This window comes from Dehalogenimonas sp. NIT-SK1, assembly GCF_055384165.1.
The window spans coordinates 1466096-1491804 of record NZ_AP042352.1 but is presented as its reverse complement, the minus strand read 5'-3'; the positions used below and the strand labels follow the sequence as shown (position 1 = coordinate 1491804).

The following is a 25709-nucleotide window of genomic DNA, read 5'->3' as shown; positions in this document are numbered from 1 at the left end:
CGTATTTTTTGGTGGACCGGATTACTTTTTGATTTACCGTGGGAAAGGCGGGTCTTCTTTTTAGTCATGTGTTATACTATGCCAATACTAATTGCGGTGAATAACTATGAGATCCAAAGACCTTTTATCCATCTCTGACCTTGAAAGTCATGAAATCAGATTGCTGCTTTCTGATGCTATCGCCTTGAAAGCCGAACCGCATCAAAAAACCCTGTCCGGGAAGACACTGGCGCTGCTGTTTGAAAAACCTTCCCTCCGCACCCGCGTCAGTTTTGAGCTGGCGATGAAGCAACTTGGCGGTGAAGCCATTTATCTTTCGCCAGCGGAAGTAGGTTTGGGAAAAAGAGAGAGTATCTCTGATGTGGCCAGGGTGCTGTCCCGTTATGCCGACGCACTGGCGGTGAGGACTTTCAGTCAGGGCACACTGCAGGAATTGGCGCAATGGGCCAGTGTGCCGGTAATAAATGCTCTTTCCGATACCGAGCATCCCTGCCAGGCTCTAGCTGACCTGATGACTGTTTTTGAACACAAAGGGGAATTTCCCGGGCTAAAGTTAGCCTATGTTGGTGATGGTAATAATGTAGCGGTGAGCCTTGCTTTGGCATCTCTGTCTACCGGGATGAATTTTACTATTGCCTCTCCGCGAGGTTATGAATTACCCGCTGAAATAGTTCGCCAGGCTCTTTGTTTGGCTGAGGCCAATGGCTGTATGTTTGATGCTGTCGAACGTCCTGAAGAGGCAGTCCGAGGCGCTGATGTCATTTATACTGATGTCTGGGTATCAATGGGTCAGGAAGCGGAGAATCAAATCAGAATTAGAGATTTTAAATCTTACCAGGTCAATGAAGCATTACTGGCGCAAGCTAAACCGGATGCCATAATTATGCATCCGCTACCGGCACATTATGGCCAGGAATTATCTGAAGGTTTACTGGACCGGCCACAATCAGTTGTTTTTGACCAGGCCGAGAATCGGTTGCATATTCAAAAAGCGCTATTAGCGGATATGCTGGGTGGGCTGTTGATGTCATGGGCGGCTTAAGTTGTTTGTACGCTGGGGATTTTTCGGGTAAGGAAATAAGTCTTAATACCGACCCGTGATATAATTAGATTAAAGAAACAGTAACGTAAATCCAGGCTGGAAAGGTTGCCCGGTAAGTCTGCAGTGACATAGGGTAAAATAACTGTTTCCAGAGTTGATTACTGAAAGTAACAAAATCATAGATTTGTATAAAAATGACTAATATTCCAAGCGTGGCTATCGTTGGACGCCAGAACGTCGGCAAATCAACTCTTCTTAATCGGCTTACCGGCAAGCGCCAAGCCATCACCGAAGATTTTCCGGGAACTACCCGTGACAGGCTGCATGTTTTGTCTGAATACGCAGGCAGGGAGTTTGTTCTGGTTGATACTGGAGGGATGACGGGTGGTGCACTTGATGTAATCTCCGGGGCGGTGAACGACCAGGTCAGGACGGCCATGCGTGAGGCGGCTGTAGTTCTATTCCTGGTCGATGCCAAGTCGGGTCTAACGCCCCAGGATGAAGAAGTCGCTCAAGAAGTACGTCGCAGTGGTAAACCGATTGTGGTGACTGTCAACAAAGTTGATAATACTCGCCTGGTCGACCACGCGGCTGAATTCTATTCTCTCGGCATGGGTGAACCAATACCAGTATCAGCTTATCACGGTCGTGGTCGTGAGGACCTGCTTGACCGGATAATTGAATTGCTGCCGGCGTCGGCGAGCGTTCCCGGTGAACCGGAGCGCTTGCAGATTGCCGTTGGCGGCCGGGCTAATGTCGGAAAGTCTTCACTGCTTAACGCTCTTATCGGTGAGGAGCGTTCCATAGTATCTCCGGTTCCCGGGACTACTCGTGACGCTATTGATACATCTATTGACTTCAATGCCGGTGGTGTGGTACTTATTGATACTGCCGGGATACGACGACGTGGCCGGATTGAACGGGGAGTTGAAGAGTACAGCGTGATACGCTCCCTCAACGCAATCGACCGCGCTGATGTGGTTCTGGTAGTTCTTGATGCCGGTGAACCAGCAACCGCCCAGGATACCCATATAGCTGGTTACGCACGGGATAAAAATCGCGGTCTGATTTTAGTGGTCAATAAGTCTGACCTTTTAAAAGGCGTGGACATGGCTGAATTTGATAAGAATATGGCAGCGCGTTTTAAATTTATCCCTTATGCGCGTCGACTCTATGTTTCCGCCATGACTGGTGATGGCACTGACCAGATTATTCCGGCCGCTTTCGAAGTCCAGGCTGAACGGTCCCGTCGTATTCCCACTCCGGAATTAAACAGTCTGGTGCGGCATGTCTTGTCCCGTCACTCTCCGCCGCGAGCAGCCGGGCGTATGTTGAAAGTGTTATACGCAGCACAGGTAGGTATCTGCCCTCCGGAGATAGTGTTTTTTGTAAATGACCCTAATCTGGTTCATTTTTCCTTTCAGAGATTTTTGGAAAACCGGCTGCGGGAAAGCTATGGTTTCCATGGCACACCCATCAAGTTTACTTTTAAGAGCAGGGGTGAAAAATAGATGTTTATAACCGAGTTTTTACTCGTTGTCATAGCTGCCTACCTGATTGGCAGCATTCCTATTGGGTATCTTATAGCCCGGAGAAAAGCCAACCTGGATATTACTGCCCAGGGCAGCGGACGTACCGGGGCAACTAACGTATTACGGACGTTGGGACGGAAAACAGCAGCTTTGGTAGCCGGGCTGGATATGCTTAAAGGCGTACTGGCGGTCTGGTTGGCCGGAGTGGTTATCGGTCATGAATATGTGCTGATAGGTGATTACCATCTGGGATTGCTGATGGCGCAGGTAATAGCCGCCCTGGCAGCGGTCATGGGTCATATATTCCCGGTGTTCAATCATTTCAAAGGCGGTCGCGGCGTGGCTACCTTTTTCGGCGGCTTTATTGCGCTTTATCCGCTGGCGGCAGTTTTTGGAGGCGAGGTTTTTATCATCGGGGTAGGCTTGACCGGCTTTGCTTCCCTGGGCAGTATAGCCGGGGTTACCGGTGCTTATGCCATTATGATACCGCTTTCGCTGGTCAGCGGTCTTCCGGTCGAATACCTGGTTTACGCACTTGTCGGAGCGGTAATCATTATCGTGATGCATCGGGACAATATTCAGCGGCTGATAGCCGGTAAAGAGCGTAAAGTTACCGAAAAATCGCGCTGAAATTAGTCAGCCTTGAAACCTTAATCAAAGGCGGTTAATCAATGCCTAAAATTGCCGTTATCGGCGCTACCACCTGGGGGATTACACTGGCCTCCGTTATGGTCCGCAAAGAGGCCAGCGTTCGTATATTAACTCGTACTGACCAGGAAGCATCCCGGGTGAGACAGAGTGGATTTGCTTCGTCCAAGCTACCTGAAGGGTTCGTATTACCATCCGGTATTCAGGTAACCGGGGATGTTAAGGAAGCGATGCATAATGTTGACGCGGTGGTACTTGCGGTGCCTTCTCAATCCATGCGTCAAAACCTTAAAATTATCGCTCCTCATATAGGGAAACGTACCTTGATAATCTCTGCCGCCAAGGGTCTGGAGATAGCCAGCGGCAAGCGAATGACGCAGGTAATCACTGATGAAACCCGGAAAGAGCATCATGGTAATATTTGCGTTCTTTCAGGACCCAATCTGGCGTGGGAAATCCTGGCCGGTCGTCCGGCGGTGGCTGTTATTGCCGCAGAAAAAGAGTCACGCGCCCGCCGAGGGGTTAAACTGATTAACTCGCCTGATTTTTGCGCTTTTACCAATACCGACGTGGTAGGTGTTGAACTTGGCGGCGCCCTGAAGAATATCATCGCATTATGTGCCGGTATTGTTGATGGACTGGGTTACGGTGATAATACCAAGGCCGCTTTGATGACCCGCGGGCTGACGGAGATAACGGCGCTTGGGGCGGCGCTGGGGGCTAATCCATTGACTCTTTCCGGTCTAGCCGGCCAGGGAGACCTCATCGCCACCTGCTCCAGCAAGCTATCACGTAATCACCAGGTAGGGGAACGTCTGACTCGAGGTGAAGCGCTGAAAGATATCGAGGCTACCATGAGCGGAGTTGCCGAAGGTGTTTCAACCACTCTGGTTGCCTGGAACCTGGCCCAAAAACTTGGTATTGAGATGCCTATAACCGAAAGGCTCTACAGGGTGCTGTACCAGGACGAAGATCTACGGGCATCTGTTAAGGACCTGATGGCTGCTGTGGCCGGCCATGAACTGGCCGGGCGCCGCTGGGGCTTATTCAACCTTTTTCGCCGCCGTAAAAGACCGGAAATAGTGTTTTAATACCGGTCATTCCGATGATGTGTCAGTAAGAATTTTTGTCTGTGAGATTTGTGTTGCCGGTTGTTCCAGTAGGGGTGTTTGGATTTGACATGTTTGGTAATCAACTCTATTATTTAGAGCTATTCATAACTGCTTTATCTGACATATTTTATAATACTAAACCGGCCTTTTTTCAGAGGAAGTTTTGGGCCGTTCAATTTTGATTATTAAAGGGCAAGGAGTGCGCATGGAAACGATAGCTCCGGTTAACGACCCGGGATTTGAATCGGAAGAAGCAAGAAAACGAAAGAAATACATGGTTGACCTGTTTGTGGTGCAGGCTAAGAACTATGATTTCCATGATGATATTTATGGATTGTACGCTCACCGGATGTGGGTGCGTACCATGGTTAAGATTATCGAGAAATTCATGAAGGGCAAGAGCCGGGCTGATATGCTGGATATGGGTTGCGGTACCGGTTTTGTCACCTTTAATGTTGCCCGCAAACTACCCGGCATTGATATCGAATCCTTTGACCTGTCTCCTGATATGGTCAGCGTGGCTAAAGAAAGGTATGAAAAAGGATTCAAAGGGCGCAACATCAAGTTCTGGGTTGCTGACGCCGAAGTCCCGTTCGGCGAAAATAAATATGATATTGTGACCACTTCTTTTGCTTATCGCAATTTCGCCAATAAGCATCTGGCTACTAAGAATGTTTTTAATGCCTTAAAGCCCGGCGGCATTTTTATTATCCAGGACTTGACCAAACCGGAGAAGCAGCCGATGAAGGGCTTGTACGCTTTCTATATGAAATACATCCTGCCGGTGCTGGCTAGGATACTAGGTACGGAGAAATCAGCCGCCGGTTGGCTGAAGAAGAGTACCGACATGATGCCGACCAATGCTCAGATACAAAAAATACTGGAAGACAATGGTATGGTTAATTGCTACTATAGGAGTCTGTCAGCCGGTATTGCCTGTATCATTGTCGGCTATAAACCGGAGGCTTAGCATGGCGGCAGGAACAACAACAAAAACCATGGAAAAAAGCTTAAAAGACCCTGGATTTGAATCAGAAGCGGCTAAAAAACGCAAAGCTTATATGCTTGAGCTTTTCGGCTATCAGGCACCCAAGTATGATCTGCATGACGATATTATCGGAATGGGTATTCATCGACGCTGGGTCAGGGATGTTCTCAAGATTATAGGCCACTATAAAAAAGACAAAACCGCTATCAAGATGCTTGACCTGGCATGTGGAACCGGCTTCGTTACCTTCAACACAACCCGTCATTTCCCTGATATCAGCATAGATGCTTTTGATCTTGTCCCGGAGATGGTGGAAGTGGCTCAAGAACGTTTTCAAAAGAAGTTCAAAGATCGGGATATCCGTTTCTGGGTCGGTGATTCTGAAGTGCCCTACGGTGAGAACAAATACGATGTTATCGCCACATGTTTCGCTTTCCGGAATTTCGCGAATAAAAACCTGGCGGCGGAGAATGTTTATAAAGCGCTCAAGCCGGGTGGAATTTTTATTATTCAGGATATGACCAAGCCGGAGAAACAGCCCTTGCGCGGGCTTTATCTATTTGCCTTAAAATACCTGCTGCCGATAGCCGGTACAATACTGGGAACTGCCAAGGGATCTCCCCGGTATCTTTATCACTCGGTGATGCTGTTGCCTAAAAATACCGATATTGCCAAAATATTAACCGATAATGGATTCGCTGATGTGTGGCATAGATACCAAAGCGGCGGAATGGGAACCGTTGTAGCAGGCTATAAGAAATGAAGAGGGAAATGACTGAATTAAAGACATTGCAGTATGATATCGGCGGCGGCCGCTACCGTCCTATTTTTCTGGGCCGGGATATCCTGGACAACTTGGCTGAGTGTGCACGCCCGCTTAACGCGGACAAGTTTTTTATTGTTACCGATGAGAATGTGGCCGGAACCCACCTGGCCGAGGTAAAAACCGAATTGGAAAAGGTTGCAGAAACTCACGCCTTTACTTTTCCGGCCGGGGAACAATCCAAGACTCTGGCTACACTGGAAAAGATAGGTGCTCAAGTACTTGATGCCAGAGCTACAAAGTCTTCGGTGATTGTCTGTCTCGGAGGTGGGGTGGTCGGCAATCTTGGTGGATTGCTGGCAGCGCTCCTGTTCCGCGGCATACGCTTTTTCCACGTACCGACCACCATGGTTGCCCAAATAGATTCAGCTATCGGGCAGAAACAGGCGGTTAATTATAAACGGGGTAAAAACCTCTTTGGGCAGTACTATCCGCCCGAATTTGTCTTTATTGATTTCGCGTTTCTTAGAAAACTGCCGGAGCGGCAGATCAGAGCCGGGCTGGCGGAATCGGTCAAACATGGTCTGTGCCAGGAGGAAAGTTTCTTTGAGTTCATCAATGGCCGGGCGCCGGATTTTTCCTGGGAAGACATTGAATATATATCCGCACATACGATTGAACTCAAGCTGGAACTTCTGATTATTGATCCTTATGAAGGCAAATTGGACCCTCAACTGGAATTGGGACACACTATTGGCCATGCACTGGAAATACGGAAAAACGGTCAGTTGCTGCACGGTGAAGCTATCGCTGTGGGCATGGCTATTGAAGCTAAAATTTCGGTTGCGCTAGGTTATATGTCTCCGGAGCTCGCAGAGCGGATTGAGAATATTTTTGAAAAAATTGGTTTGCCGACCCGGATACCCGGGGATATATCCATTGATGATATTTTAGAGACGCTTACGTTTGACAATAAGCGACGTACTGCCATAAATGACTTTTTCCTGCTTGAAAAATTTGGCTGTTTCCATAAGGAGAACGGCAAGATTTCCTGTAAAGTACCGGAATCGTTGTTGAGACAGGTTCTTGAGAGTGCCTATTAATTCATCCGCTGTTCCCTTCCGCTATTGGGTACAGGCTGCGCGATTGAAGTTTTTGCCCCAGGGTGTATTACCGGTTCTGATCGGCAGTGCAGCCGCCTTTACTGAGGGGGTGTTCAACTTATTTTATTTTGTTCTGGCGTTTTCGGCGGCAGCAGCGGTTCAAATAGCGTTAACCATGTTCAACGATACTCTTGATTTCCAATACGGCACCGATCGCAGCGGAGTCAGTGCCAAGAATCCCTTTTCCGGCGGGTCGGGGGTTCTGGCATCAGGATATATCCGTCCCCGCCAGGCGATGCGGGTTATTATTGGGCTGTATTTACTGGCGCTGGCAATTGGAATCTATTTTGCTATAACTGTGGGTATGGCCAGCCTGGGGATCGCCGCGATAGGTGCCATCATTTCCATTATCTATTCTGCTAAACCATTCCGGTTGGCTTATCGGGGTTTAGGAGAGCTCGCCATGATGATAGGTTACGGCCCTGTCATAACCGGCTGGGCTTACTATATCTATACCAGTTCGCTGACCAGTCAGATTCTTTTGATTGGTTTGATTCCCGGACTGTGCATGTGGACGATGATATTAATCAATGAGATTCCTGATTACGCGGAAGACCGGGCCGCGGGTAAACGCAATCTCACTTACCGCCTGGGACCAGCTGGAGCTAAGAATCTTTTTATTATTTCGTTGGGTGTCATTTATATATATACGGCGATACTTATTAGCATCGGTATATTGCCGGTTTTGACGCTGCTGGTTTTTATTGGTATGCCGCTCGCCTGGGCTGCGGCTCGGGCGGCACATAAACACTATGGTGATCCGTTGCGGGTATCTGAAGCCAATAAATATATGGTTATGGTTTATTCGGTGACTAATTTGTCGGTAGCCTTTGGATTATTGTTAAGTTAAAGAGGTGAGAAGATGGTAGAACCCAAATTTTTTGAAACGATTGCGCCCGCTTATGATTTTCTTACCAGGTTGTTTATGGGCGGTACTTACGAGAGTATGCGCAAGCGGATGCTTGATGAAGACACGTCGCAAATGGATGTACTTGACTTGTGCTGCGGTACCGGATATATCTGCAACACCATTAACGCAAAACGGATTGTCGGTCTGGACCAGTCTGATGCTATGCTGGCGAGGAATGCCAAGGTAAAACGAGATAATAAAACTCTTATAAAGGGCAATGCCTACCATATGGAGTTCAAGGAAGCGGAATTTGACCGGATTTACAATTCCAGCGCCTCCCATGAATTCAAACTGTTCTCCCGGTTATTGAATAAGAGTTACACTATGCTTAAGCCCGGCGGCAAGATTATTATTTTTGATATTTACCAGCCGAAAAATCCCATCCTGTCATTCTTTATGAATACCTTTGTTAAGTATGTCGTTGAACGCGGTATAATGTTTGTTCACACTAAGGAAGAATGGCGCAGCATGCTGGAGGAAGCCGGCTTTGAAATTGAGGAGCTTGATGTAGTGCGCGGCCTGTATATTTATGCCAAAGCCAAAAAACCTGCCGCCAAGTCTCAATAGCCAGGTAAGTAATTGTTAATCACCCGGGTCGGGATGGTATAATAACCGATGCAAGTTATAAAGGAGGGAAACTATCAACATGGGATTGACACTGGGAGAAGCCATCAGGCACATTGTCAGCAAAAACTATGCGATAGTATCTGCCGACCTCTTTGAAGAGTGTCTGGGACGCAAGTACGATGGCATGGCTAATGTGCCGGCCAAGGAAAAGACTACCTGGCCAATTCAGATCGAGGAAAAGCTCAAGGAAGTACATGAATTGAAGATGGCGGAAGGCGCGTTCAAATGGACTCGCCAGGATATCGGTTCTGATACATATATTGACGTGAAACTGTGGCTGGAAGACGAATTAGGTCTGCCGCACAAGGAAGTGGACCGCAGTTTCAAACTGGGTATAACATAGTAACAACTTATTACGGATCCGTATTAGCCGCTAAAAAGCGGCTAATAGTATTTAGGTTGATTTGACACTCTTTGCGGCGGTGCCTAAAATCAAACAAAATATGTGCTTAAGGCCACCCTGGGAAAGGAAATATAAATGTCTGCGGATTTAAAAGATAAGCTGTCATCTGATTTGAAAGAGGCCCTGCGTGCCGGGGAAAAGGAAAAGTTGAATACACTGAGGAACGTTTTATCCGCGATTAATTATGCTGAGATTGAGCAACAGAAAACACTTGATGACGGCGGTGTCCTCGCGGTGATTGCTAAAATGGTTAAACAGCGAAGGGAAAGCATCGAAGCTTTTAATTCCGGCAATCGGTCAGACCTGGCTGAGAAAGAACAGGCTGAAATCAGTATTCTGGAAAACTATCTTCCCCGACAGCTTACCCGTGAGGAGATTACAGCGGAAGCGAAGCGTGTTATCTCCGAAGTGGGCGCGAGCAGTCCGCGCGACATGGGTAAGGTTATGGGCAGACTTTCTCCTATGTTGCGGGGGAAAGCTGATGGTAAAGAGGTGGCTGCTGTAGTTACCGAATTATTGAAGGAATAAGCTTTCATTGGCTTTTGAAAATAGCAGTCCTAGGTGTTACATCTGAACCATATCCCACGGTAGAATTTCGCTATCGTCGAAACGTCGGCCGGCGAAATGTTGGGTAGAAAGCCCGTTTTGTTTCAGTGCGCGTCGCCATCCGGCCAAAGAAACACGGTCCATTTGCTCAATAACAGCAGAGAGCCTCTCATCGCCGCGGGCAAGGGCGGCTTGAACAGCGCCCCAGTCAGTATTATCGGTTTTAACCTTAATTCCCCTGGGGGGCAAAGTACGCTCAAGCAGGGAAAAGCGGTTGTTAATATCGTCTATATTCGCCATGGGCTGACGCTCGAACAGGGTCTGTGGCTTGGGGACAAACGCCGAAACATTCAGCGATAATAGCAGGCGGTATTTATCTGCCTTTTTTTTGCAGTTCATGACGAGAGATATCAATGCCTGAATATCTTCATCGGTTTCCTCCGGCAGGCCGACCATGGAATATAACGTGAGCTGTTTGATGCCCGAGCAGCCGATGCGTTCAACGGACTCGATTATATCAGTGTCGGAGAACCCTTTACCGATAGACAGACGAAGTCGTTCAGTTCCGGCTTCCGGGGCAATCGTTAGACTTTTGACACCGCCTTTAACCAATTCTTGAAGAATGCCGGTTGAGATGGGTTTAACTCTCATTGAACTCATTGACAGACCGAAGCCAAGCTCCCTGAGTCCTCTGAGTAGTTCGATAATTTGTGGGTGTTCACTGACTATCGGACCAACCAGGGCAATGCGGTCCCGGTAATTTAATTTATCCTCGGCTTGTCGCAGCAGTAATTCGACGGAGCGCCACCTGAATGGGCAAGAGATCCGGGTTACCATGCAGAATCGACAGGAAAAACGGCAGCCTCTCTGTGCTTCCATGAGGTACATATCACCAAATTCAGTTTCCCGGGTGAAAATGGTGGTTCCCACAGTAAATGCGTCCAGATCAGCCACCCAGAGCCTCTTAACCGGCTTTTGGCTGCGGCTCGGCACATATATGCCGGGTAACGTTGCCAGTTTATCCAGTAGTTGCTCGCGCGTCAGTTCTAGTGATGAATTTAACAAATCAATGAGGCCTGGCAGGATGGCTTCAGCTTCACCGATACACACGGCATCGAAAAATGCTGCTGTTGGCGCCGGGTTGGCGGTTAAGGCAGCACCGCCGCCGATGACCAGCGGGTGAGTTTCATCCCGTTCACTTGAATTGACGGGGATACCGGCGGAACGTAATATGGGCGGCACATTGAGATAGTCCAACTCCCAGGAAATCGAGAAGGCGATTATGCTGAAATCAGTCAGCGGTCGGCGGCTTTCGATAGACAGGGGACCGCTGGAAGAAAGAGCCTTTTTATCCCAGAAAACGCGTTCGGCCAGTAAGTCCGCGGTGCCATTCAGCCATTTATACAGGACATGAATACCAAGATTGGACATGCCGAGATTATAGTTGTTGGGGAAAACTACCGCGACAGGCAGACAGCCGCCCCAATCCTTGATAATCACGCCGGATTCAGCTTCTAAACGGCCTTTAAGCTCTCTATTCCAGACCATTAGGACTGCCCCGATGCGGCGGTGGCAAAGGCCAGGCTTGGGTAGATTGAGCCGGTGGCGGAGACGAAGCTGGTGTCGGCGGGGAAGAGTTTCCGTTGGCAGCGACTGATTGTGATGATTCCTGCGGTTGAGCGGACTGTTCTTTGGGTGTCTGCTTGGATTGACGAGGCCGCCGCTGACGCCGCGACCGCTGCGGCGGAGTAGTTTTCCAGACTCCTCGAAGCAGATTGCCGTCAATTACATGAACGACATCAGCGACTTTGCGCAGCGGTACCGAAGTACGTTCCTCGCCGAAAAGAGCGACTTCTACATGTTTACCGTAGTCCTTGATAGCTTGAAGCGCCCCTACAAAATCTGAATCACCGGCAACCAGAATGGCAGTGTTATAGTTGTTTTTAAAACAGTGCGTCAGCATATCGGTAGCCAGCATAACATCCACTCCTTTTTCAAAAGGCGGAGTATTCGGCCATCCGCTGGTATAAACCAACCGCCCCAGCCGTAATTCAGTGTAGGGCATAGCTTCCACCCCGTCGAAGAAAACACGCTGGTCCTTGTAGCGTTCCGGTTCTTCCCGCTGACCTACCTCAACGTTGTAGTAGTAAATTCGAACCAAACGCCGCTTATCCACCAGCTTGGCACAGAATTTAGCCAGGTCGATATCAGAACGGTGGAAGTGGGCTTTGAGAGAGTGATACATATTTGAACCGTCGATGAAAATCATCACCCGGTCGTCTCTATCGGTCAAAAAAGGCCTCCGTATATGTTTAGTGTAATTATAAGTGTTAAGCGAATTAAAATCTATCAGTTGTCTGAAATTCCTCTTATATGCAAATGTGCCGCCCGCGGTGAAATGATATAATCACAACTCAGCAACATTCGCCGGGGGGGGCTTTGAGCAGGATATTGCGTGCCATATTAATAAGCGTCGGGACCATATCTGTAGGACTGGCCATACTGGGTGTCTTTTTACCGCTGTTACCAACCACGCCCTTCCTGCTGCTGGCTGCGGCTTGTTATGTCCGTAGTTCCGACCGGTTTCATGACTGGCTGGTAGGGCACCGGGTTTTTGGGGATTACATCCGCAATTACCGGGAACATAGGGCTATCAAGCTCCAGGCTAAGGTATTGGGTATCAGCATGTTGTGGTTAACCATTGGGCTGAGTGTTTTTTTAATTGATTATTTATTTCTGCAGGTCATGCTCGTCAGTATTGCTGTTGCTGTAAGCTGGCACCTGCTATCGCTGAAAACGTTACGTCCCTAAATCCGGGGATTTTTTCCGGAATCCAGATTAAGGATTAAGGCAGGATTGTTCTTAATTTTTAGCTTCTGCGTCCAGGGTTTGGTCTTTTTTTGGGGCTGTAGTGTACTGATTTGTCTGGCGCAGCGTTATTTGCGGCAGAAACAATACCGCAATCGCGGCCATACTCAATAATACAGCGCCAACCAGGAAAACCTGGTCGATTGAAATGCTGTAAGCCGCTTTCAGAGTTTCTAAAAAGGTATTCAGATCTGCGTTAAGCTGATCCTGAATTGCCGCCGGTGCCTGGGTGATAATCTCCCTTATCCGGGACTGGCCGTCAGCACTCAGGAAGGTCTGGATGGTGTTGCCGTCAATATTTACCGGTGCGGCCGGGTTAAACTGCCGCAGGGTCTGAAGAAAGGGATCGCTGTTTATACCGGTGAGTTGAGTGGCCAGCCCGGCATTCATGACCCCGCCCAAAACGGCGGCGCCAACGGTTCCGCCAACACTGCGAAAAAGCTGGATACCGGCGGTTACTTCGCCCAGTCGGGCGTGACTGAAAGCGTTCTGAACTGCCAGGGTGAATATGGGCATGGTGGTGCCCAGCCCCAGTCCCATTATAATCATCTGCAGCATCAGTTCGGTCGAGGTGGTTGTCTGGTCGATTTGGGAGAAAAGGAACATGCCAAAGGTAGCTGTTGCCATCCCTACGACGGCCAGGATTTTATAATTACCGGTGCGTGAGACCAGCTGTCCAGAGATGATGGAGGAGCCCACCATGGACAGCATCATAGGCATCAGGATCATCCCGGAATTAGTAGCGGAAACCCCGGTTACTCCCTGGGCGAAGACAGGGATGAATAAGATGGCGCCGAACATACCCAGTGCCGCCAGGAAAGTAGCTACTATAGAAACAGTAAATATTCTGTTACGAAATAACCCGAGTGACAATATCGGGTCTTTGGCCCGGTTTTCCTGCCAAATGAACAGGACCAGTGCCGCCGAGGCTCCGGCAAGCATACCAATTATCTGCGGTGAACCCCAGCTGTATTCAGACCCGCCCCAGACCAGTGCCAGCAGCAACGGAACAAGTATCAGAGTTATTAGAATCGCTCCCGGGTAGTCAATGGAGCGTTCTTTAATTTTCTGAATTGCCGGGTCTCTTCGGGGCAGCGCCGCTGCCATAACTGAAAGGGCGGCAATGCCGATAGGGATATTAACGTAAAATATCCAGCGCCAGGAAAAGCTGTCGGTCAGCCAGCCTCCCAGCAGAGGTCCGGCGACTGAAGTAATCCCGAATACTGCTCCGAGCAAGCCCTGGTATTTGCCGCGTTGGGCTGGGGGAAAAAGGTCTCCGATGATGGCAAAGGAATTGACGATGATGGCTCCGCCACCAATACCCTGCAGCCCCCGGAATATGATTAACTGGGTCATATCCTGGGCCAGTCCTGACAGTGCCGAGCCGGTTAAAAATATGACCACAGCAATAAGTATCAAATTGCGCCGACCGAATATATCGGTTAATTTTCCGTATATGGGTACGGTAACGGCGGCGGCTAGCATATAGGAAGTGAATACCCAGGATAGATGGGAAAGTCCTTCGAATTCCTGTACGATGCGCGGCATGGCGGTGGCGACAATGGTTTGGTCCAGTGAAGCCAGCATAAGAGTCAGCATGACACCGGCCATTATTAAAACGGTCCTGGGATTGGGGGACATCTTACCTCTTTTCGGATGGTGTGTTGTTAATGACTTTATCTAGCAACTCAAGCAGGGTATCAAATTCATAGTCGTTCAGGGGGCTGAAGATTTTGCACAAATGCTTCATTTTTTGTTCCCTGAGCTTTCCAATCTGCTCCCGGCTTTTTTCCGGAAGGGTAAGGCAAAGAGCTCGCCGGTCTTCTGGAGATGACGCACGGTTGAGAAAACCTTTATTGACCAGACAGTCCACCAACTGGGTAGTGGCGCTCGGACTGATGCCGAGCTGGGCTGCCAGTTCTTTTATACCGATGCCCTCTTGCCGCCCGACCAAGTGCAGAACCAGCCATTGCGAATGTGAAAGGCATTCAGCTCCGATTTCTGTTTGAGCTTCGGGTGCCATTAACCGTCGGAACGCATGCAGGCGTTCCATCAATTGGCCGGTTTTTTCTGCTCGGTTTGTCATGTTTTGATAAATAAATTAAGTTGCTAATTATATTAGCAACTTAATTAAAAACCGTCAACTGAAGGATAAACTTAAAAAAACAGGTTAAACTTGCTTTGTCACGTAGATTATTCGAGTCGAAAGGCCACAGCCAGTACACCGGGACCGCCGTGAACACCCAATACCGGGCCAAAGCGGGCAATATGAATTTTATCCGGTGACATGAATTCACCAATACGTGTCGCCAGAGCCCTGGCTTCTTCCGGAGTGGTGGAATGAATGATGGAAAGCTCAGCAATACTGCTACCGGCCTCCCTCGCCAGTTCAAACAGGCGTTCAATTCCTTTGGCCCGGCTTCTGACCTGGCCGACCGGAATGAATTCACCGTCCTTGATGGCCAGCAACGGTTTAACGTTGAGCATGGCGCCCATAAGCGCTTTTGCCCGCCCGATGCGGCCGCCGCGGGCGATATATTTCAGGGTGTCAAAAAGCACCAGCAGATTTATTTTTTCCACCGTTTTCCGCGCTTCCCCGGCAACTGTTTCCAAGTCCTTGCCCGCCCTGGCCAGTCGGGCAGCCTCCAGGGCAACAAAACCCAAAGGCATAGATGTATATTTGGAATCAACAATTTCCACGGGAACCGGGGTTTTCATCATAGCGGCTCCTTGCTTGGCTGAGCTTATGGTGCCGCTCATCTTTTCCGAGATGTGTACGGCTACAATACCTTCAGCGCCATCAGCGATACGGTCAAAAGCATCAGCGAAATCCTGTGGTGATGGCTGGGCGCTGGTGGGGTGGGAAGGGTCAGTTTGCAATCGCTGGTAAAACTCATCCTCAGTAATTTCTACCCGGTCACGGTAGGATTGTCCACCGAATTGGACATACAAAGGTACGATAGTGATATTGAGTTCTTCAGCCATTTGCGGAGGGATGTCTGCAGTGGAATCAGTTACAATTTTAATTACCAATGTAGTACTCCTTCAGCCTTTAATAAATCGCGCTGACCGCGATGAAACAGTATAACCCAATATATTTCCGGTGACCAGCAAAAATTTATAGACTCAGGCTGAAGTATGCTGACGCGGCGGGCGGCGGCGCGGAAAACCTCGCTGTCCACCTCTTTTGGCGGGTCCGGCAGTTTGCCGTGGAGGCTGGCTTTGACGTCGGGGAGCTGCGGTGTTTCTTGGTGGTTCCGGAGCATCGTACTTAAAACCATCGATTACGCGGCGTTCGATTGGTGCTTTCAACAGTTTTTCCAGCGAGCGAACCATGGGTTCATCTTCAGCAGTGACGAAAGTGAAAGCATCCCCGGTTCTTCCGATGCGGCCGGTGCGGCCAATGCGGTGTATATAGGCGTCCGCGGTATCCGGCATATCATAATTTATAACGTGGGAAACATCAGAAACATCTATTCCCCTGGCGGCAATGTCAGTGGCTACCAGCACTTTATACGTCCCGTCCTTAAAGCCGTCGAGCGCTGCCTGACGGCGGTACTGCGAAAGGTTGCCCTGAATGGAAGCTACCCGGTAGCCAGCTTGTTTCAGGGCGATGGCAACCCGTTCGGTGCGGTGCTTAGTGCGCGTAAAAACCAGCACCGGTCCGGTGTCGGTTTCCTCCAGCAGGCTCTTAAGCAGGCCTGTTTTCAGGTCCTGTCGAACCGGATAAAGTGCATGGGAAACGGTGATTGCAGGGGCTACGGTACCGATTTGTACCGTGACCGGGTCATTCAGAAACTCAGATACCAATTTACGAACGTCAGGCGGCATGGTGGCCGAAAACAGCAGCGTCTGTCGGCCCGGCTTAACCAGGCACCTCATTATCTTGCGTATATCCGGCAGGAATCCCATGTCAAACATGCGGTCGGCTTCATCTATTACCAGAAACTCGACATCCTGGAAATCGATGGTACCCTGCCAGACATGGTCAAGCAGCCGCCCGGGACAGGCAATTACAATATCCATACCCGCCCGGAGCTTGGCTTTCTGTGGGTCCATGCCGACGCCGCCGTAGATTGCCATGGCTCGGACTCCGGTATGACGGGATAATACTTTAACCGTGTCATATATCTGTTCGGCCAGTTCACGTGTAGGTGAAATGATCAGTCCCCGGAGTTTACCTCGCGGTCCCCGCAGCAGTTTCTGCAGTATGGGCAGCACGAATGCAGTGGTTTTCCCGGTACCGGTCTGGGCCATCCCGATAATATCCCGGCCTTCAAGCGCCGGCGGTATCGCTTTAGCCTGTATGGGGGTTGGTTCAGTGTAACCGGCGTCATTTACGCCGTTCATTATGGCGGGATGAAGGTTGAAAGATTCGAAAGTCATTTTATGGTAGCGATTATTCCAATATAGTTATTTTAAGTGTCAGTACAGGCCAAAACTTCGGCTTTTAGTGCAGGAGCAACAATACCTGAATGCGGTGGGTGAAGTTTCTGAAAGAAAAAGTTTGATATGTATGATAAACTTAGCTTAATGGAACAATTATACTATACATGAACACAGGCTTCAAACACGTGATAATAGGAACGGCCATTCAGGGTATTTGGCATTTTACGGCGGTACGTTTACAATAAGCCCATGGCTACTATAAGGTTGCTCAATCAGCTGCAGGAGACGGATATTGCCATTGAAGCCGGACGCAAGGATATTGTCCGGGTGCAGCGGGAACTGGCCGCTGATCCGCTGGCCGCGGAACGGGCGGCGATTGCGTCATGGAAAGTTGAGCTTGATAAACTCCGTCACGACTTGCGTGAAGCTGAAGCAGAGGTAGCGGATTTTACCTCCCGCATCCGGAATCACGAAGGTCAGCTTTACAGCGGCCGGGTCACAAATCCCAAGGAGTTGGCCGCTTTGCAGAAGGATATCGGCCTGCTGAAAAATAACCGGGCACCGTATGAAGAAAAAGCCCTGGAATTATTGGATGCCGTAGAAAAAACTGAGGCCGCGGTTGCTGACGCTGAAATAGCCTTGCAGCGTCACATTGAAGAGATCGAGCGTCAGAAGCAGAAACTCAAGCAGCAATTGTCTGATCTTGAACGGGAGATGGAGCGTCTGCAAAAGCGGCGAGCCGGTTTCGTGGCTGAATTGCCGCCGGCCGCGTTGCAGCAGTATGATTTTTTAACCAAACAAAAGGGGCGTGCCCTGGCCAAACTGGAAAACGGGGTTTGCCGCGGGTGTGGGATTGCGGTTACCACCGCCTGGCTGCACCGTGCCCGCACCGGTGAAATAGCCAATTGTCCTTCGTGCGGCCGTATTTTACATTTGGAGTAGCACCTTGACCCAATATATCGCTCACACCGACGGTGCCAGCCGCGGTAATCCCGGCGCCGCTTCTATCGGTGTTGTTATCATTACACCTGCCGGTGATAAAGTGGACCTCAAGCAGGCTATCGGCCGTCAGACCAATAACCAGGCGGAATATAAAGCCGTTATAGCGGCGCTTAAAGAAGCTCTCAGATTAGGCGCGGCTGAAATGCTGCTGAAGGCTGATTCTGAACTGGTGGTAAAGCAGCTTAACGGACAATACCGGGTGAAAAACGCCGGCCTGGTCCCATTGTACGCCGAAGTCAAAGCCCTTGAAGCTAAATTCAAGAGTGTAAAATATCGTTATATTCCCCGCCATCAGAACCGGGAAGCTGACAAGCTGGCCAACGAGGCGTTGGATGCCCTGAAATAACCCGCCCCCAGTTCTCTTGGGAGTAATACGGTTTTATTGATGGTTCAAAATTGCTCGCGCCGCTACTACGCCGCAGGCGGAAGCCTGGATCAGGCCGCGGGAAACACCGGCGCCGTCACCGATGGCGAATAGCCCCGGCAATTCGGTCTCGAAACCGGCGGTCAGTTTTGGTCGTGATGAGTAGAACTTTACCTCGACGCCGTAGAGCAGTGTGTGATCGGAAGCCACGCCGGGGGACAGCCTGTCCATTGCCTCCAGCATCTCCAGCAGCCCGGTCAGGTGACGGTAGGGCAGTACAAAGGACAGGTCGCCGGGGACGGCTTCGGCCAGGGTGGGGCTCACCAGGCCTCGGGCTATTCGGTCGTGGGTCGACCTCCGGCCTTTTTTAAGGTCACCCAGGCGCTGTACCAGTACACCGCCGCTTAATATATTGGCCAGCCGGGCGATGTACTTGCCGTAGGCGATGGGCTCCTTGAACGGCTCGGTAAAGCTGGTACTGACCAGCAGGGCGAAGTTGGTATTGGGACTGTCATGGGAAGCGAAACTCTGGCCGTTGACGGTGATAACCGGGTCATCACCGCCGGTGGTCTCCCGCACTACCGTACCCTGCGGGCACATGCAGAAAGTGCGGACGCGGTCATCAAAGCTTCTGGACAGGTATTCCAGCTTGGCTTCATATAGTACGTCAGTCAGATTGTCGAGTACGGCGTTGGGAAGCTCCACCCGGATGCCGACATCAACCGGATTGGTGTTGAGGCTCAGCCCCAGCGAGCGTGCCTGCTGCAGCAGCCAGTCAGCACCCTCGCGCCCCGGAGCTGCGACTACATGTGCGGCGGAAATGACCTCACCATTCGCTGTTTCCACGCCGGTGAGCCGGCCGTCTTCGGTCATAATTCGTTTGACTGCCATATTGACCCTGATCTCAACCCGCTTCTTGAGGTGATCGCGGATAGCCCGCAGTACGGCGGGGCAGCGCTCGGTACCCAGGTGCCGTACCGGCAAAGGCACCAGCCGCAGGCCGGCCAGTACCGCCCTGCGTTCAATTTCCGCTACCGCTTCACCGGTGCCGTAGACCTGCTCCGGCGCTCCGAATTTCAGCCATAATCGGTCAACCTGGTTGATAAGGTCTTCCGCCGTCGGTTCTCCGAGATATTCCGCCAGGTAGCCGCCGGCCCTGGAAGACAGGGTCAGTTTGCCATCGGAAAAAGCCCCGGCGCCGCCCAGGCCGCTGACGATGCTGGCCCGATTATCAATATCATCGCCCTTCTCCAGCAGCAGCACTTTAAGCGAGTCTTTCTCAGTCAGCTCCAGTGCGGCGAAAAGGCCCGCCGGACCGCCGCCGATGATGATGACATCATAATTATTCATATCACGATTGTAGGCGTGGTCAAGGTGAACGTCAATATGTTGTTTACCCATTATTCTATTTGATTGTTAATCTGCCGGGGAGATTGGAAATTGTTTTTGTTTTGGCACCCCTGATGCCAACTCAGGGAAACGACTCATCTTTTCCAGCTTTGAGATTTTACCGCCCAATCGTGAGCCGTTTCGCCAAAACAAACCAGAACAAACCAATTCAATTCACGGTTAATAGTAGAGGGAAAGGACGCCATTCCACGATATATTGCCTCGTTGATTCAGGTAACGGAGCAGGATAAAATTCCCCCGGTCATTTATAGAACACATGATAGCATAACCACTGCTCCTGCACAAGGGGCAAAAGTTACGCTTTTTATTTCACAACAGCAACGTTATACCAATAGCCAGGGCTATCAGGGCCACTATCCAGAAGAAGATGGCCGTGCCCTTTTCACCGAAGAGCTTGACGAAGGCCTGTATTTTGGCCATGCCCCATATCGGCGCCGGTTTGAAAACAGTTATAGCGATAACCAGTAGTCCATAGAGACTCAGGCCGATGCCCCACCAGGTTGACGCGTCCATATTGACCTCCTAAGAAGAAATTCCTAATATCAATCACCAAATAACAAACAAATTCAAATATCTAAAATTAATAACCAAAAAAGACACCGAGACTGCTTCGGCAGAAGCCTCACTGACATTGTTTTGCTGCGGCTGGCAATGACTTTAATGGAGGATCTGTCATCATGCAGCTGCCGGATTCTAGATAGCATGTTGCTCAACTCAGCCGCAGCGCCTGGGCGGACATTCTGCGCACTATCGCAACTACCAGCCCGGCTCCCAGGGCTACCAGTGCTGCCAATATGCCGATGAAAATGGCCACGTCGCTGAAAGAGGCTCCGGAAACCGCCAGGTCAACTACCGGCCGTACCACGTAATAAGTGGGAAAAATATATCCAACCCATTCCGGTATCTGCGGGAACATATAAACGATGGCCGGGCCGAACAGCAGAATGCCGCTGGCTTTCAGTACGGCGAAGAGACTGTTCATGTCGCCCACCCAGGCACCGGCCATCAAGCCGATTTCAGTAGCCATTATCGCGCCCAGGAACAAGACCAGGACGATAAGCATTACCTGGCCGGAAAAGGCTCCGGACAGGGCCAGGGTCAGCATACCCATGATGGTTGCCAGTACCACGGCGATAATGCCCTTGGACATAAATATCTCCCCCAGGGTAGCCGGAGTAATATAAATCGCTTCCAGGGTACGGTTCTGTTTTTCATTTATAAGTGCCGAGGACGGCAGCATCAGCCCGCCGTAGAAAACACCCATGAGCACAATCAGCGGCAGCAGCCGGTCATTCCAGGGTATAGAGGCCTCATCACCCAGGGCGATTGTCTCGATTTCTACCGGTACGGTTGAGCCGTTGACCGTCCTGACCGCATCAGACAGGGCAATGGGAATGACTGCCCGGTTTTTGGCCAGGCTTTCACCCCAGACGAAAGCCTGCAGGCGGATGATGCCACCAGCGGCAGCGTTATCGAAATCAGCCGGTAGTACGATGCCCATATCCACCGAACCCTCGGTCGCGGCGGAGCGCAGCTCCAGTTCATTCTCATAAACCGTAACGCTGACAGCGTCCGCCGAACGGAGCTGTTCCACTACTTGTGAGATGCCCTGGTCGTAGATACCCAGCTTGGCCTGGTCGGTAAAGATATTGCCGAAGGCCAGGTTAATGAAGAGGGCGGCCAGGATGGGAAATACCAGTGCCATGGCCAGCATGAAATCCTTAGGACCGTGCAGCACTTCATTTTTGATCAGCGTTTTGACGCGGCTTATTTTCATTGAAAACGCCTCCTCAACGTCAGCAAGCCGGCGGCCAGCAGTACGGCGGTAACGCCGGTAAGAATCAACAGGTTGACGCCTACCTCGCTCCAGCCGGCGCCATAGTTGGCTACCCGGTTGACGGTATCAATCAGATAATAGGACGGGATAGCCTTGGCCCAGTCGGCTAATAATCCCGGCACTACCGCGCCGAAACCGGGGATGGCAAAAAGAATCAGGATAACCATACCCCAGCCGACGACAGCATTGACGTCACGCGCCAGCGAGGCCACCAGGAAACCGGTTCCTACCACGAATACGCTGGCGATGAAAAGGGTGGTCAGGATGAGTAAAGGTTCATGGGCGAAACCGCCGACAATAGCCATAAACAGCACCGCCTGAGCCAGCGCCAGGCCGACGCCCAGGATGCCCTTGGCGGTGAACAGGTCAGAGGAGCGCATCGGCGTCACCAGCAGCGCCCGCGCGGTGCCCTGGGCTATTTCCACGGCAATAAGGGAAGCCAGGGTCATTATCTCGGTCAGCAAGATCAAAATGACCAGCATCGGCCGCATGCGGTCGCGCAGGGCTATCTGTTCTCCCAACATATCCGGGCCCAGGATTTCCTGAGTGGTGTCAAAGGCCAACACCTGCCCTGTCTGAATATAGGAAAGCTCCTTTACCAGGGCAACGACGGAGTCAGCGATTTCCGGCGGCGCGGTCGAGGTGAAATACACGTTGATATCAGGTTTTCCGCCGGTGTTCCAGATTTCCATAATGTCAGGAGGCAGTGATATCCCCACCTGGAAATCACCGGCCAGTACCGCCGACTTTAAATCTTGTTCGGTATCAAAATAGCTCACCTCCGCCCCTTCGGCGGCCAGTTGTTCAAAAGCCGGCGGGACTACCGGAGCATGCATGCCCAGCGACAGCTTTTCATCTACATCCGCGGGCATGATGAGGTATACGGCAATGTAAAGCACCAGGCCGAGAATGGTGATAAAAAAGTAGAAACGGCTGCTCAGGAAAAGGTTGAAATCCTTCCTGAGCAAGGCCTTGATGGTACGGCCGTTCATTCCGAAAGCCTCCGGCCGGTGACCTTGATGAAAATGTCTTCCAGGGAAGCTTCCTCCGAGTGCATGGTAATTACCCGCCCGTCGTTGAACAGGCCTTGAATGTCATCTACCGTCTTATCCGTATCCAGGTCAACTTCGCGGCGGGTCAGGCTGCCGTCATCGGTGGCAATCTCAGCGATGACGGATCTCTTGCCGTGCTGCTGTTTCAGCGAATGAGGCGTATCCAGCGCCGCGATGCGGCCGCTTTCTAGGAAAGCCACCCGGTCGCATAACTTGTCAGCCTCCCACATGTCATGGGTGGTCAGAAAAACGGTGGCGCCGCGGTCACGTTCCTCGAGGATGATGCGGCGAATAGCGTCAGCGGATACCGGGTCCAGCCCGGAGGTCGGTTCGTCCATGAAGAGTATTTCCGGGGTATTGACCATGGAGCGGGCAATCATCAGACGCTGCTTCATGCCCTTGGAATAGCCGGAAACCCGGTCTTTTTCACGTCCGGCCAGGCCGACGCGCTTCAGCAGGGCCCAGCCGTCAAAATTCCTGACACCGAAAAGTTCGGCAAAAAGCTTCAGATTATCAAGGGCGCTCATCTGCTCATAAAGATTGGTCTGTTCGAAACAGACGCCAATGCGGGACTGTACCTCCATGGCCTGTTTGGACACGTCGTATCCCAGCAGCACCGCCCGGCCTTCCTTGGGTACCAGCTGGCCCGTCAGCATCTTCTGGGTGGTGGTCTTGCCGGAGCCATTGGGCCCGAGAAAGCCCAGGATTTCCCCCTGGCCAACCTCGAAACTGACGTGATCCACCGCCAGTAGTTTTCCATAACGATAGGTTAGGTTCTCCACGATGATGGATTTTTCAGCCATGCGCTTGATTGTCCTCCTTGCCGAACAGGTCAATGTCTTTTTTTAGAAAGCCATAGAAAAACAGGCGGGTGATTTCTTCTATGAGTTGCATACGGTTCCGCCAGTCCTTGAATAATTCGCCCTGGGCGGCAAAGCCGATCCGCATGGCGTTCATGTAAGTCAGGAAAGCCTCGGGGTCCAGGGATTCTTCAATATAACCCTGTTGCTTACCGTCATCCAGCATGGTTCGCCACAGCTGACGGGCTTCATTGTTATAAAGATCTTCAAGAAGCGGGGCTATCCTGGAATCCTGGCTCATCAACCGGGTCACTATTTCGGAGTTATAGCTGGCGGCCAGTTCCATTTTGCCGGTAATCATGCCGCTTAGTTTAGCCGGGAACGGCAGGTCTGATTTAAGATAAGTCCGGGCGTTTTCCAGGATTTCATTAATCAGTGATTTGGCCGCTTCAATAACCAGCGCGTCACGGTTGCCGAACTGGTTATATATAGTGGTTGGGGAAACCGCGGCCGCGGCGGCGATGTCCTCGACGGTAACTTTCTTGACGTCATGCGTCCGGTGGAACAGTTCCAGCGCGGCGGCAACTATCCGCCGGCGCCGGTCGGTTTTCTTGAAGCTCTTTGCCGCGGACATGGTTACAGGTCCTTGCGCCGCAGCAGGCGGAATGCCGCTATAAAGAATATCAGCGTGGCCAGCGGAGCGATAATGAAGCCGAAAGTTTCCAGTTCCCGCCCGTTGACCACGTCAGGTCCCGGGAAATACTCAAAGGGGGTAAAGTATTTTAAAAATTCAGTATTTTCATCCAGGTTGGAGATGAAGGACAAAAAGTAGGCGCCTACGGTGATGGAAGCGGTTATGGCTCCGGCCCGCTTGTGGCGCTTCAGCAGCATGGAAATGAGCATCCCCAGTCCCAGGAAAAAAAGCTGCAGCAGCAGGGTTACCAGCATGAAGGCGGCGACTCCGGTAATGAAATCAGAGCCGATATCGAATGGAGAAAAGGCGGCCAGGCTGGCGATGAAGGTAAACGCGGTCAGGATGACGCAGTTGATAACGGCCACTACCAGCTTGCGGCTGACCAGGTGAGCGCGGGTAACCGGCAGGGCGAAGGTGGTTTCGGCGGTGCGCTTATTGATTTCCCTGGACAGGATCTGTGCCCCCAGCAAGGCGGCATAGATGCAGGAGGCAAGGATGATGAAGGAAGCCAGGTAGCCGTAGTATCCCTCGGGGACATCCAGCCGCAGCCCATCCATGCCGAAGGCCTGGCGCAGGGCTTCGGGCAGTGATTCCAGGAAACGGTTGACCTCTTCCGACTGGCCTTCATAAACGCTGAATTCTACCGACGCCAGGCCCATCAGGCCGCCGTAGCACAGGCACCAGATGACCAGGGCTTTCAGATTGGCTTTGAATTCACGTTTTATGATGTTCATTGAATCTCCATCGCTAGGCCGCAGTGGCGATATCCCGACGGTTGTAAAGTATATAACCGGCGATAATACTGATTACTATGACCGCCAGACTGATGGCCAGACCGGAGGTCTTGAAAGCCTCATTTTCAATAATATAATTCATGTTGAAGTAGTCATAAGGCACCAGGTACTTGACCGGAGTATCTTTCAGTACCGATTCGAAAGAATAAAGAACATACAGGCCAATTGACAGTCCCAGCGAAAAGGGCAGTGGCGAATCCATGCGCTTCAGCAGTACAGAGATTAGGAAGCCGACGGCATAAAACAAAACCTGGAAAATCAGCAGTCCGCCCATGATCAGCAGGAAGGCTTTGGCGGAATACTCCTGTCCGCCGCCGAATGACTCCATACCGGCCCAGCAGATAAGCCCCATGGCGATATTGAAGATAACCAGGTGACTCAGCCCTGCCAGCAGTTTGGCGGTGACGATGCGGTTGCGCTTTACCGGCTTGGAGATTAAAAAATCAGCGGTCTGATCGCGCTCTTCGACTGAGACGGCATTAAGCCCCAGGTTGGAGGAAAAAATGGCCCCGGCTAGGAAAAGGTAGATGCCGATGAAGGCGAAGTAGCCCAGTATATTTGACAGGTCCTGCTCCAGGCCGAAGGCTTTCTTGAAGGCTTCCGGGAAGCTGTCCAGGATGTCGGTAAAAGCTGAACCCTGGAAAGATTCAAAGAAGGCAAAGGTTACATAAATAAAAAACCCCAGCGACACTATCCAGATAAGGGTAGTCAACAGTCTTTTTCGGGTTTCGTACTTGAATATGTTCATTTTGTCAGTCTCGTATC

At 50.9% G+C, this 25709-nt stretch carries 28 protein-coding genes; 14 read left to right on the top strand and 14 right to left on the bottom strand.

Translation table 11 applies throughout. The features are described 5' to 3' along the window. Positions 1–106 precede the first annotated feature (106 nt). The 11 genes from argF to ACZ48S_RS07735 all read left to right on the top strand — a co-directional run bounded on the left by argF (position 107) and on the right by ACZ48S_RS07735 (position 9716). A complete protein-coding gene (gene argF / locus ACZ48S_RS07785; protein WP_464212341.1) occupies positions 107–1042 on the top strand; it encodes an ornithine carbamoyltransferase in 936 nt (311 codons plus the stop codon). Between the two features lie 194 nt (positions 1043–1236). Further along, positions 1237–2553, top strand: a complete 1317-nt coding sequence (der, locus tag ACZ48S_RS07780) for a ribosome biogenesis GTPase Der (protein WP_464212339.1) — start codon at positions 1237–1239, stop codon at positions 2551–2553. Further along, positions 2554–3204 (top strand): glycerol-3-phosphate 1-O-acyltransferase PlsY, encoded by a 651-nt coding sequence (gene plsY / locus ACZ48S_RS07775; RefSeq protein WP_464212337.1) that lies wholly within the window; start codon positions 2554–2556, stop codon positions 3202–3204. It begins immediately after the preceding gene. A gap of 41 nt (positions 3205–3245) precedes the next feature. Next, positions 3246–4313, top strand: a complete 1068-nt coding sequence (locus ACZ48S_RS07770) for an NAD(P)H-dependent glycerol-3-phosphate dehydrogenase (RefSeq protein WP_464212335.1) — start codon at positions 3246–3248, stop codon at positions 4311–4313. 226 nt (positions 4314–4539) lie between these two features. Continuing rightward, complete coding sequence (locus ACZ48S_RS07765; protein ID WP_464212333.1) at positions 4540–5304, top strand: class I SAM-dependent methyltransferase; 765 nt, start codon at positions 4540–4542, stop codon at positions 5302–5304. 1 nt (position 5305) lies between these two features. Next, positions 5306–6085 (top strand): class I SAM-dependent methyltransferase, encoded by a 780-nt coding sequence (locus ACZ48S_RS07760; protein ID WP_464212331.1) that lies wholly within the window; start codon positions 5306–5308, stop codon positions 6083–6085. Positions 6086–6093: 8 nt separating this feature from the next. Then, positions 6094–7188 (top strand): 3-dehydroquinate synthase family protein, encoded by a 1095-nt coding sequence (locus ACZ48S_RS07755; protein WP_464212329.1) that lies wholly within the window; start codon positions 6094–6096, stop codon positions 7186–7188. Between the two features lie 43 nt (positions 7189–7231). Next, positions 7232–8098 (top strand): UbiA family prenyltransferase, encoded by an 867-nt coding sequence (locus tag ACZ48S_RS07750; protein ID WP_464212327.1) that lies wholly within the window; start codon positions 7232–7234, stop codon positions 8096–8098. 12 nt (positions 8099–8110) lie between these two features. Further along, on the top strand, positions 8111–8725 hold the full coding sequence (locus ACZ48S_RS07745; RefSeq protein ID WP_464212325.1) for a class I SAM-dependent methyltransferase: 615 nt from the start codon (positions 8111–8113) through the stop codon (positions 8723–8725). Positions 8726–8804: 79 nt separating this feature from the next. Continuing rightward, positions 8805–9128 carry a hypothetical protein gene (locus ACZ48S_RS07740; RefSeq protein ID WP_464212323.1) on the top strand — a complete coding sequence of 108 codons (324 nt, stop codon included), beginning with the start codon at positions 8805–8807 and terminating at the stop codon, positions 9126–9128. Positions 9129–9263: 135 nt separating this feature from the next. Further along, positions 9264–9716, top strand: a complete 453-nt coding sequence (locus ACZ48S_RS07735; protein WP_464212321.1) for a GatB/YqeY domain-containing protein — start codon at positions 9264–9266, stop codon at positions 9714–9716. 36 nt (positions 9717–9752) lie between these two features. Here ACZ48S_RS07735 and ACZ48S_RS07730 read toward each other — a convergent pair whose 3' ends face one another. Further along, positions 9753–11282, bottom strand: a complete 1530-nt coding sequence (locus tag ACZ48S_RS07730) for a radical SAM protein (protein WP_464212319.1) — start codon at positions 11280–11282, stop codon at positions 9753–9755. Next, complete coding sequence (locus tag ACZ48S_RS07725) at positions 11269–12027, bottom strand: LabA-like NYN domain-containing protein (RefSeq protein WP_464212317.1); 759 nt, start codon at positions 12025–12027, stop codon at positions 11269–11271. Before ACZ48S_RS07725 ends, ACZ48S_RS07730 begins: the two co-directional genes overlap by 14 nt. Positions 12028–12173: 146 nt before the next feature. On the opposite strand from ACZ48S_RS07725, the gene ACZ48S_RS07720 reads away from it, so the two are divergent. Next, complete coding sequence (locus ACZ48S_RS07720) at positions 12174–12545, top strand: YbaN family protein (RefSeq protein WP_464212315.1); 372 nt, start codon at positions 12174–12176, stop codon at positions 12543–12545. A 51-nt stretch (positions 12546–12596) separates the two neighbouring features. Here ACZ48S_RS07720 and ACZ48S_RS07715 read toward each other — a convergent pair whose 3' ends face one another. The 4 genes from ACZ48S_RS07715 to ACZ48S_RS07700 form a co-directional block, all read right to left on the bottom strand. Then, positions 12597–14243: an MDR family MFS transporter gene (locus ACZ48S_RS07715; protein WP_464212313.1), complete on the bottom strand. Its 1647-nt coding sequence runs from the start codon at positions 14241–14243 to the stop codon at positions 12597–12599. Position 14244: 1 nt separating this feature from the next. Continuing rightward, positions 14245–14625 carry a MarR family winged helix-turn-helix transcriptional regulator gene (locus tag ACZ48S_RS07710; protein ID WP_464212311.1) on the bottom strand — a complete coding sequence of 127 codons (381 nt, stop codon included), beginning with the start codon at positions 14623–14625 and terminating at the stop codon, positions 14245–14247. A 170-nt stretch (positions 14626–14795) separates the two neighbouring features. Further along, entirely contained in the window at positions 14796–15635 is an 840-nt protein-coding gene (locus ACZ48S_RS07705; protein WP_464212309.1) for a DegV family protein, read from the bottom strand. A 93-nt stretch (positions 15636–15728) separates the two neighbouring features. Next, positions 15729–16988: a DEAD/DEAH box helicase gene (locus ACZ48S_RS07700; RefSeq protein ID WP_464212307.1), complete on the bottom strand. Its 1260-nt coding sequence runs from the start codon at positions 16986–16988 to the stop codon at positions 15729–15731. A gap of 252 nt (positions 16989–17240) precedes the next feature. Between ACZ48S_RS07700 and ACZ48S_RS07695 the strand changes: the two genes are divergently transcribed. Further along, on the top strand, positions 17241–17933 hold the full coding sequence (locus ACZ48S_RS07695) for a zinc ribbon domain-containing protein (RefSeq protein ID WP_464212305.1): 693 nt from the start codon (positions 17241–17243) through the stop codon (positions 17931–17933). Positions 17934–17937: 4 nt separating this feature from the next. After that, on the top strand, positions 17938–18339 hold the full coding sequence (locus tag ACZ48S_RS07690; RefSeq protein WP_464212303.1) for a ribonuclease HI family protein: 402 nt from the start codon (positions 17938–17940) through the stop codon (positions 18337–18339). 33 nt (positions 18340–18372) lie between these two features. On the opposite strand, the gene ACZ48S_RS07685 is transcribed toward ACZ48S_RS07690, so the two are convergent. From ACZ48S_RS07685 to ACZ48S_RS07650, 8 genes are all read right to left on the bottom strand, one after another. Then, positions 18373–19758 carry an NAD(P)/FAD-dependent oxidoreductase gene (locus ACZ48S_RS07685; RefSeq protein WP_464212301.1) on the bottom strand — a complete coding sequence of 462 codons (1386 nt, stop codon included), beginning with the start codon at positions 19756–19758 and terminating at the stop codon, positions 18373–18375. Positions 19759–20076: 318 nt separating this feature from the next. Then, positions 20077–20280 (bottom strand): hypothetical protein, encoded by a 204-nt coding sequence (locus ACZ48S_RS07680; RefSeq protein ID WP_464212299.1) that lies wholly within the window; start codon positions 20278–20280, stop codon positions 20077–20079. 196 nt (positions 20281–20476) lie between these two features. Then, positions 20477–21544: an ABC transporter permease gene (locus ACZ48S_RS07675; RefSeq protein ID WP_464212297.1), complete on the bottom strand. Its 1068-nt coding sequence runs from the start codon at positions 21542–21544 to the stop codon at positions 20477–20479. Next, positions 21541–22596, bottom strand: coding sequence for an ABC transporter permease (locus tag ACZ48S_RS07670; RefSeq protein WP_464212295.1), 1056 nt, complete (start codon positions 22594–22596; stop codon positions 21541–21543). Before ACZ48S_RS07670 ends, ACZ48S_RS07675 begins: the two co-directional genes overlap by 4 nt. Beyond that, positions 22593–23459: an ABC transporter ATP-binding protein gene (locus ACZ48S_RS07665; protein ID WP_464212293.1), complete on the bottom strand. Its 867-nt coding sequence runs from the start codon at positions 23457–23459 to the stop codon at positions 22593–22595. Before ACZ48S_RS07665 ends, ACZ48S_RS07670 begins: the two co-directional genes overlap by 4 nt. Further along, positions 23452–24090 (bottom strand): TetR/AcrR family transcriptional regulator, encoded by a 639-nt coding sequence (locus ACZ48S_RS07660; protein ID WP_464212291.1) that lies wholly within the window; start codon positions 24088–24090, stop codon positions 23452–23454. The genes ACZ48S_RS07665 and ACZ48S_RS07660 overlap by 8 nt, the downstream gene beginning before the upstream one ends. A 2-nt stretch (positions 24091–24092) precedes the next feature. Next, complete coding sequence (locus ACZ48S_RS07655) at positions 24093–24884, bottom strand: ABC transporter permease subunit (protein ID WP_464212289.1); 792 nt, start codon at positions 24882–24884, stop codon at positions 24093–24095. A 13-nt stretch (positions 24885–24897) separates the two neighbouring features. Then, positions 24898–25692 carry an ABC transporter permease subunit gene (locus ACZ48S_RS07650; protein ID WP_464212287.1) on the bottom strand — a complete coding sequence of 265 codons (795 nt, stop codon included), beginning with the start codon at positions 25690–25692 and terminating at the stop codon, positions 24898–24900. Between the last annotated feature and the right edge of the window lie 17 nt (positions 25693–25709).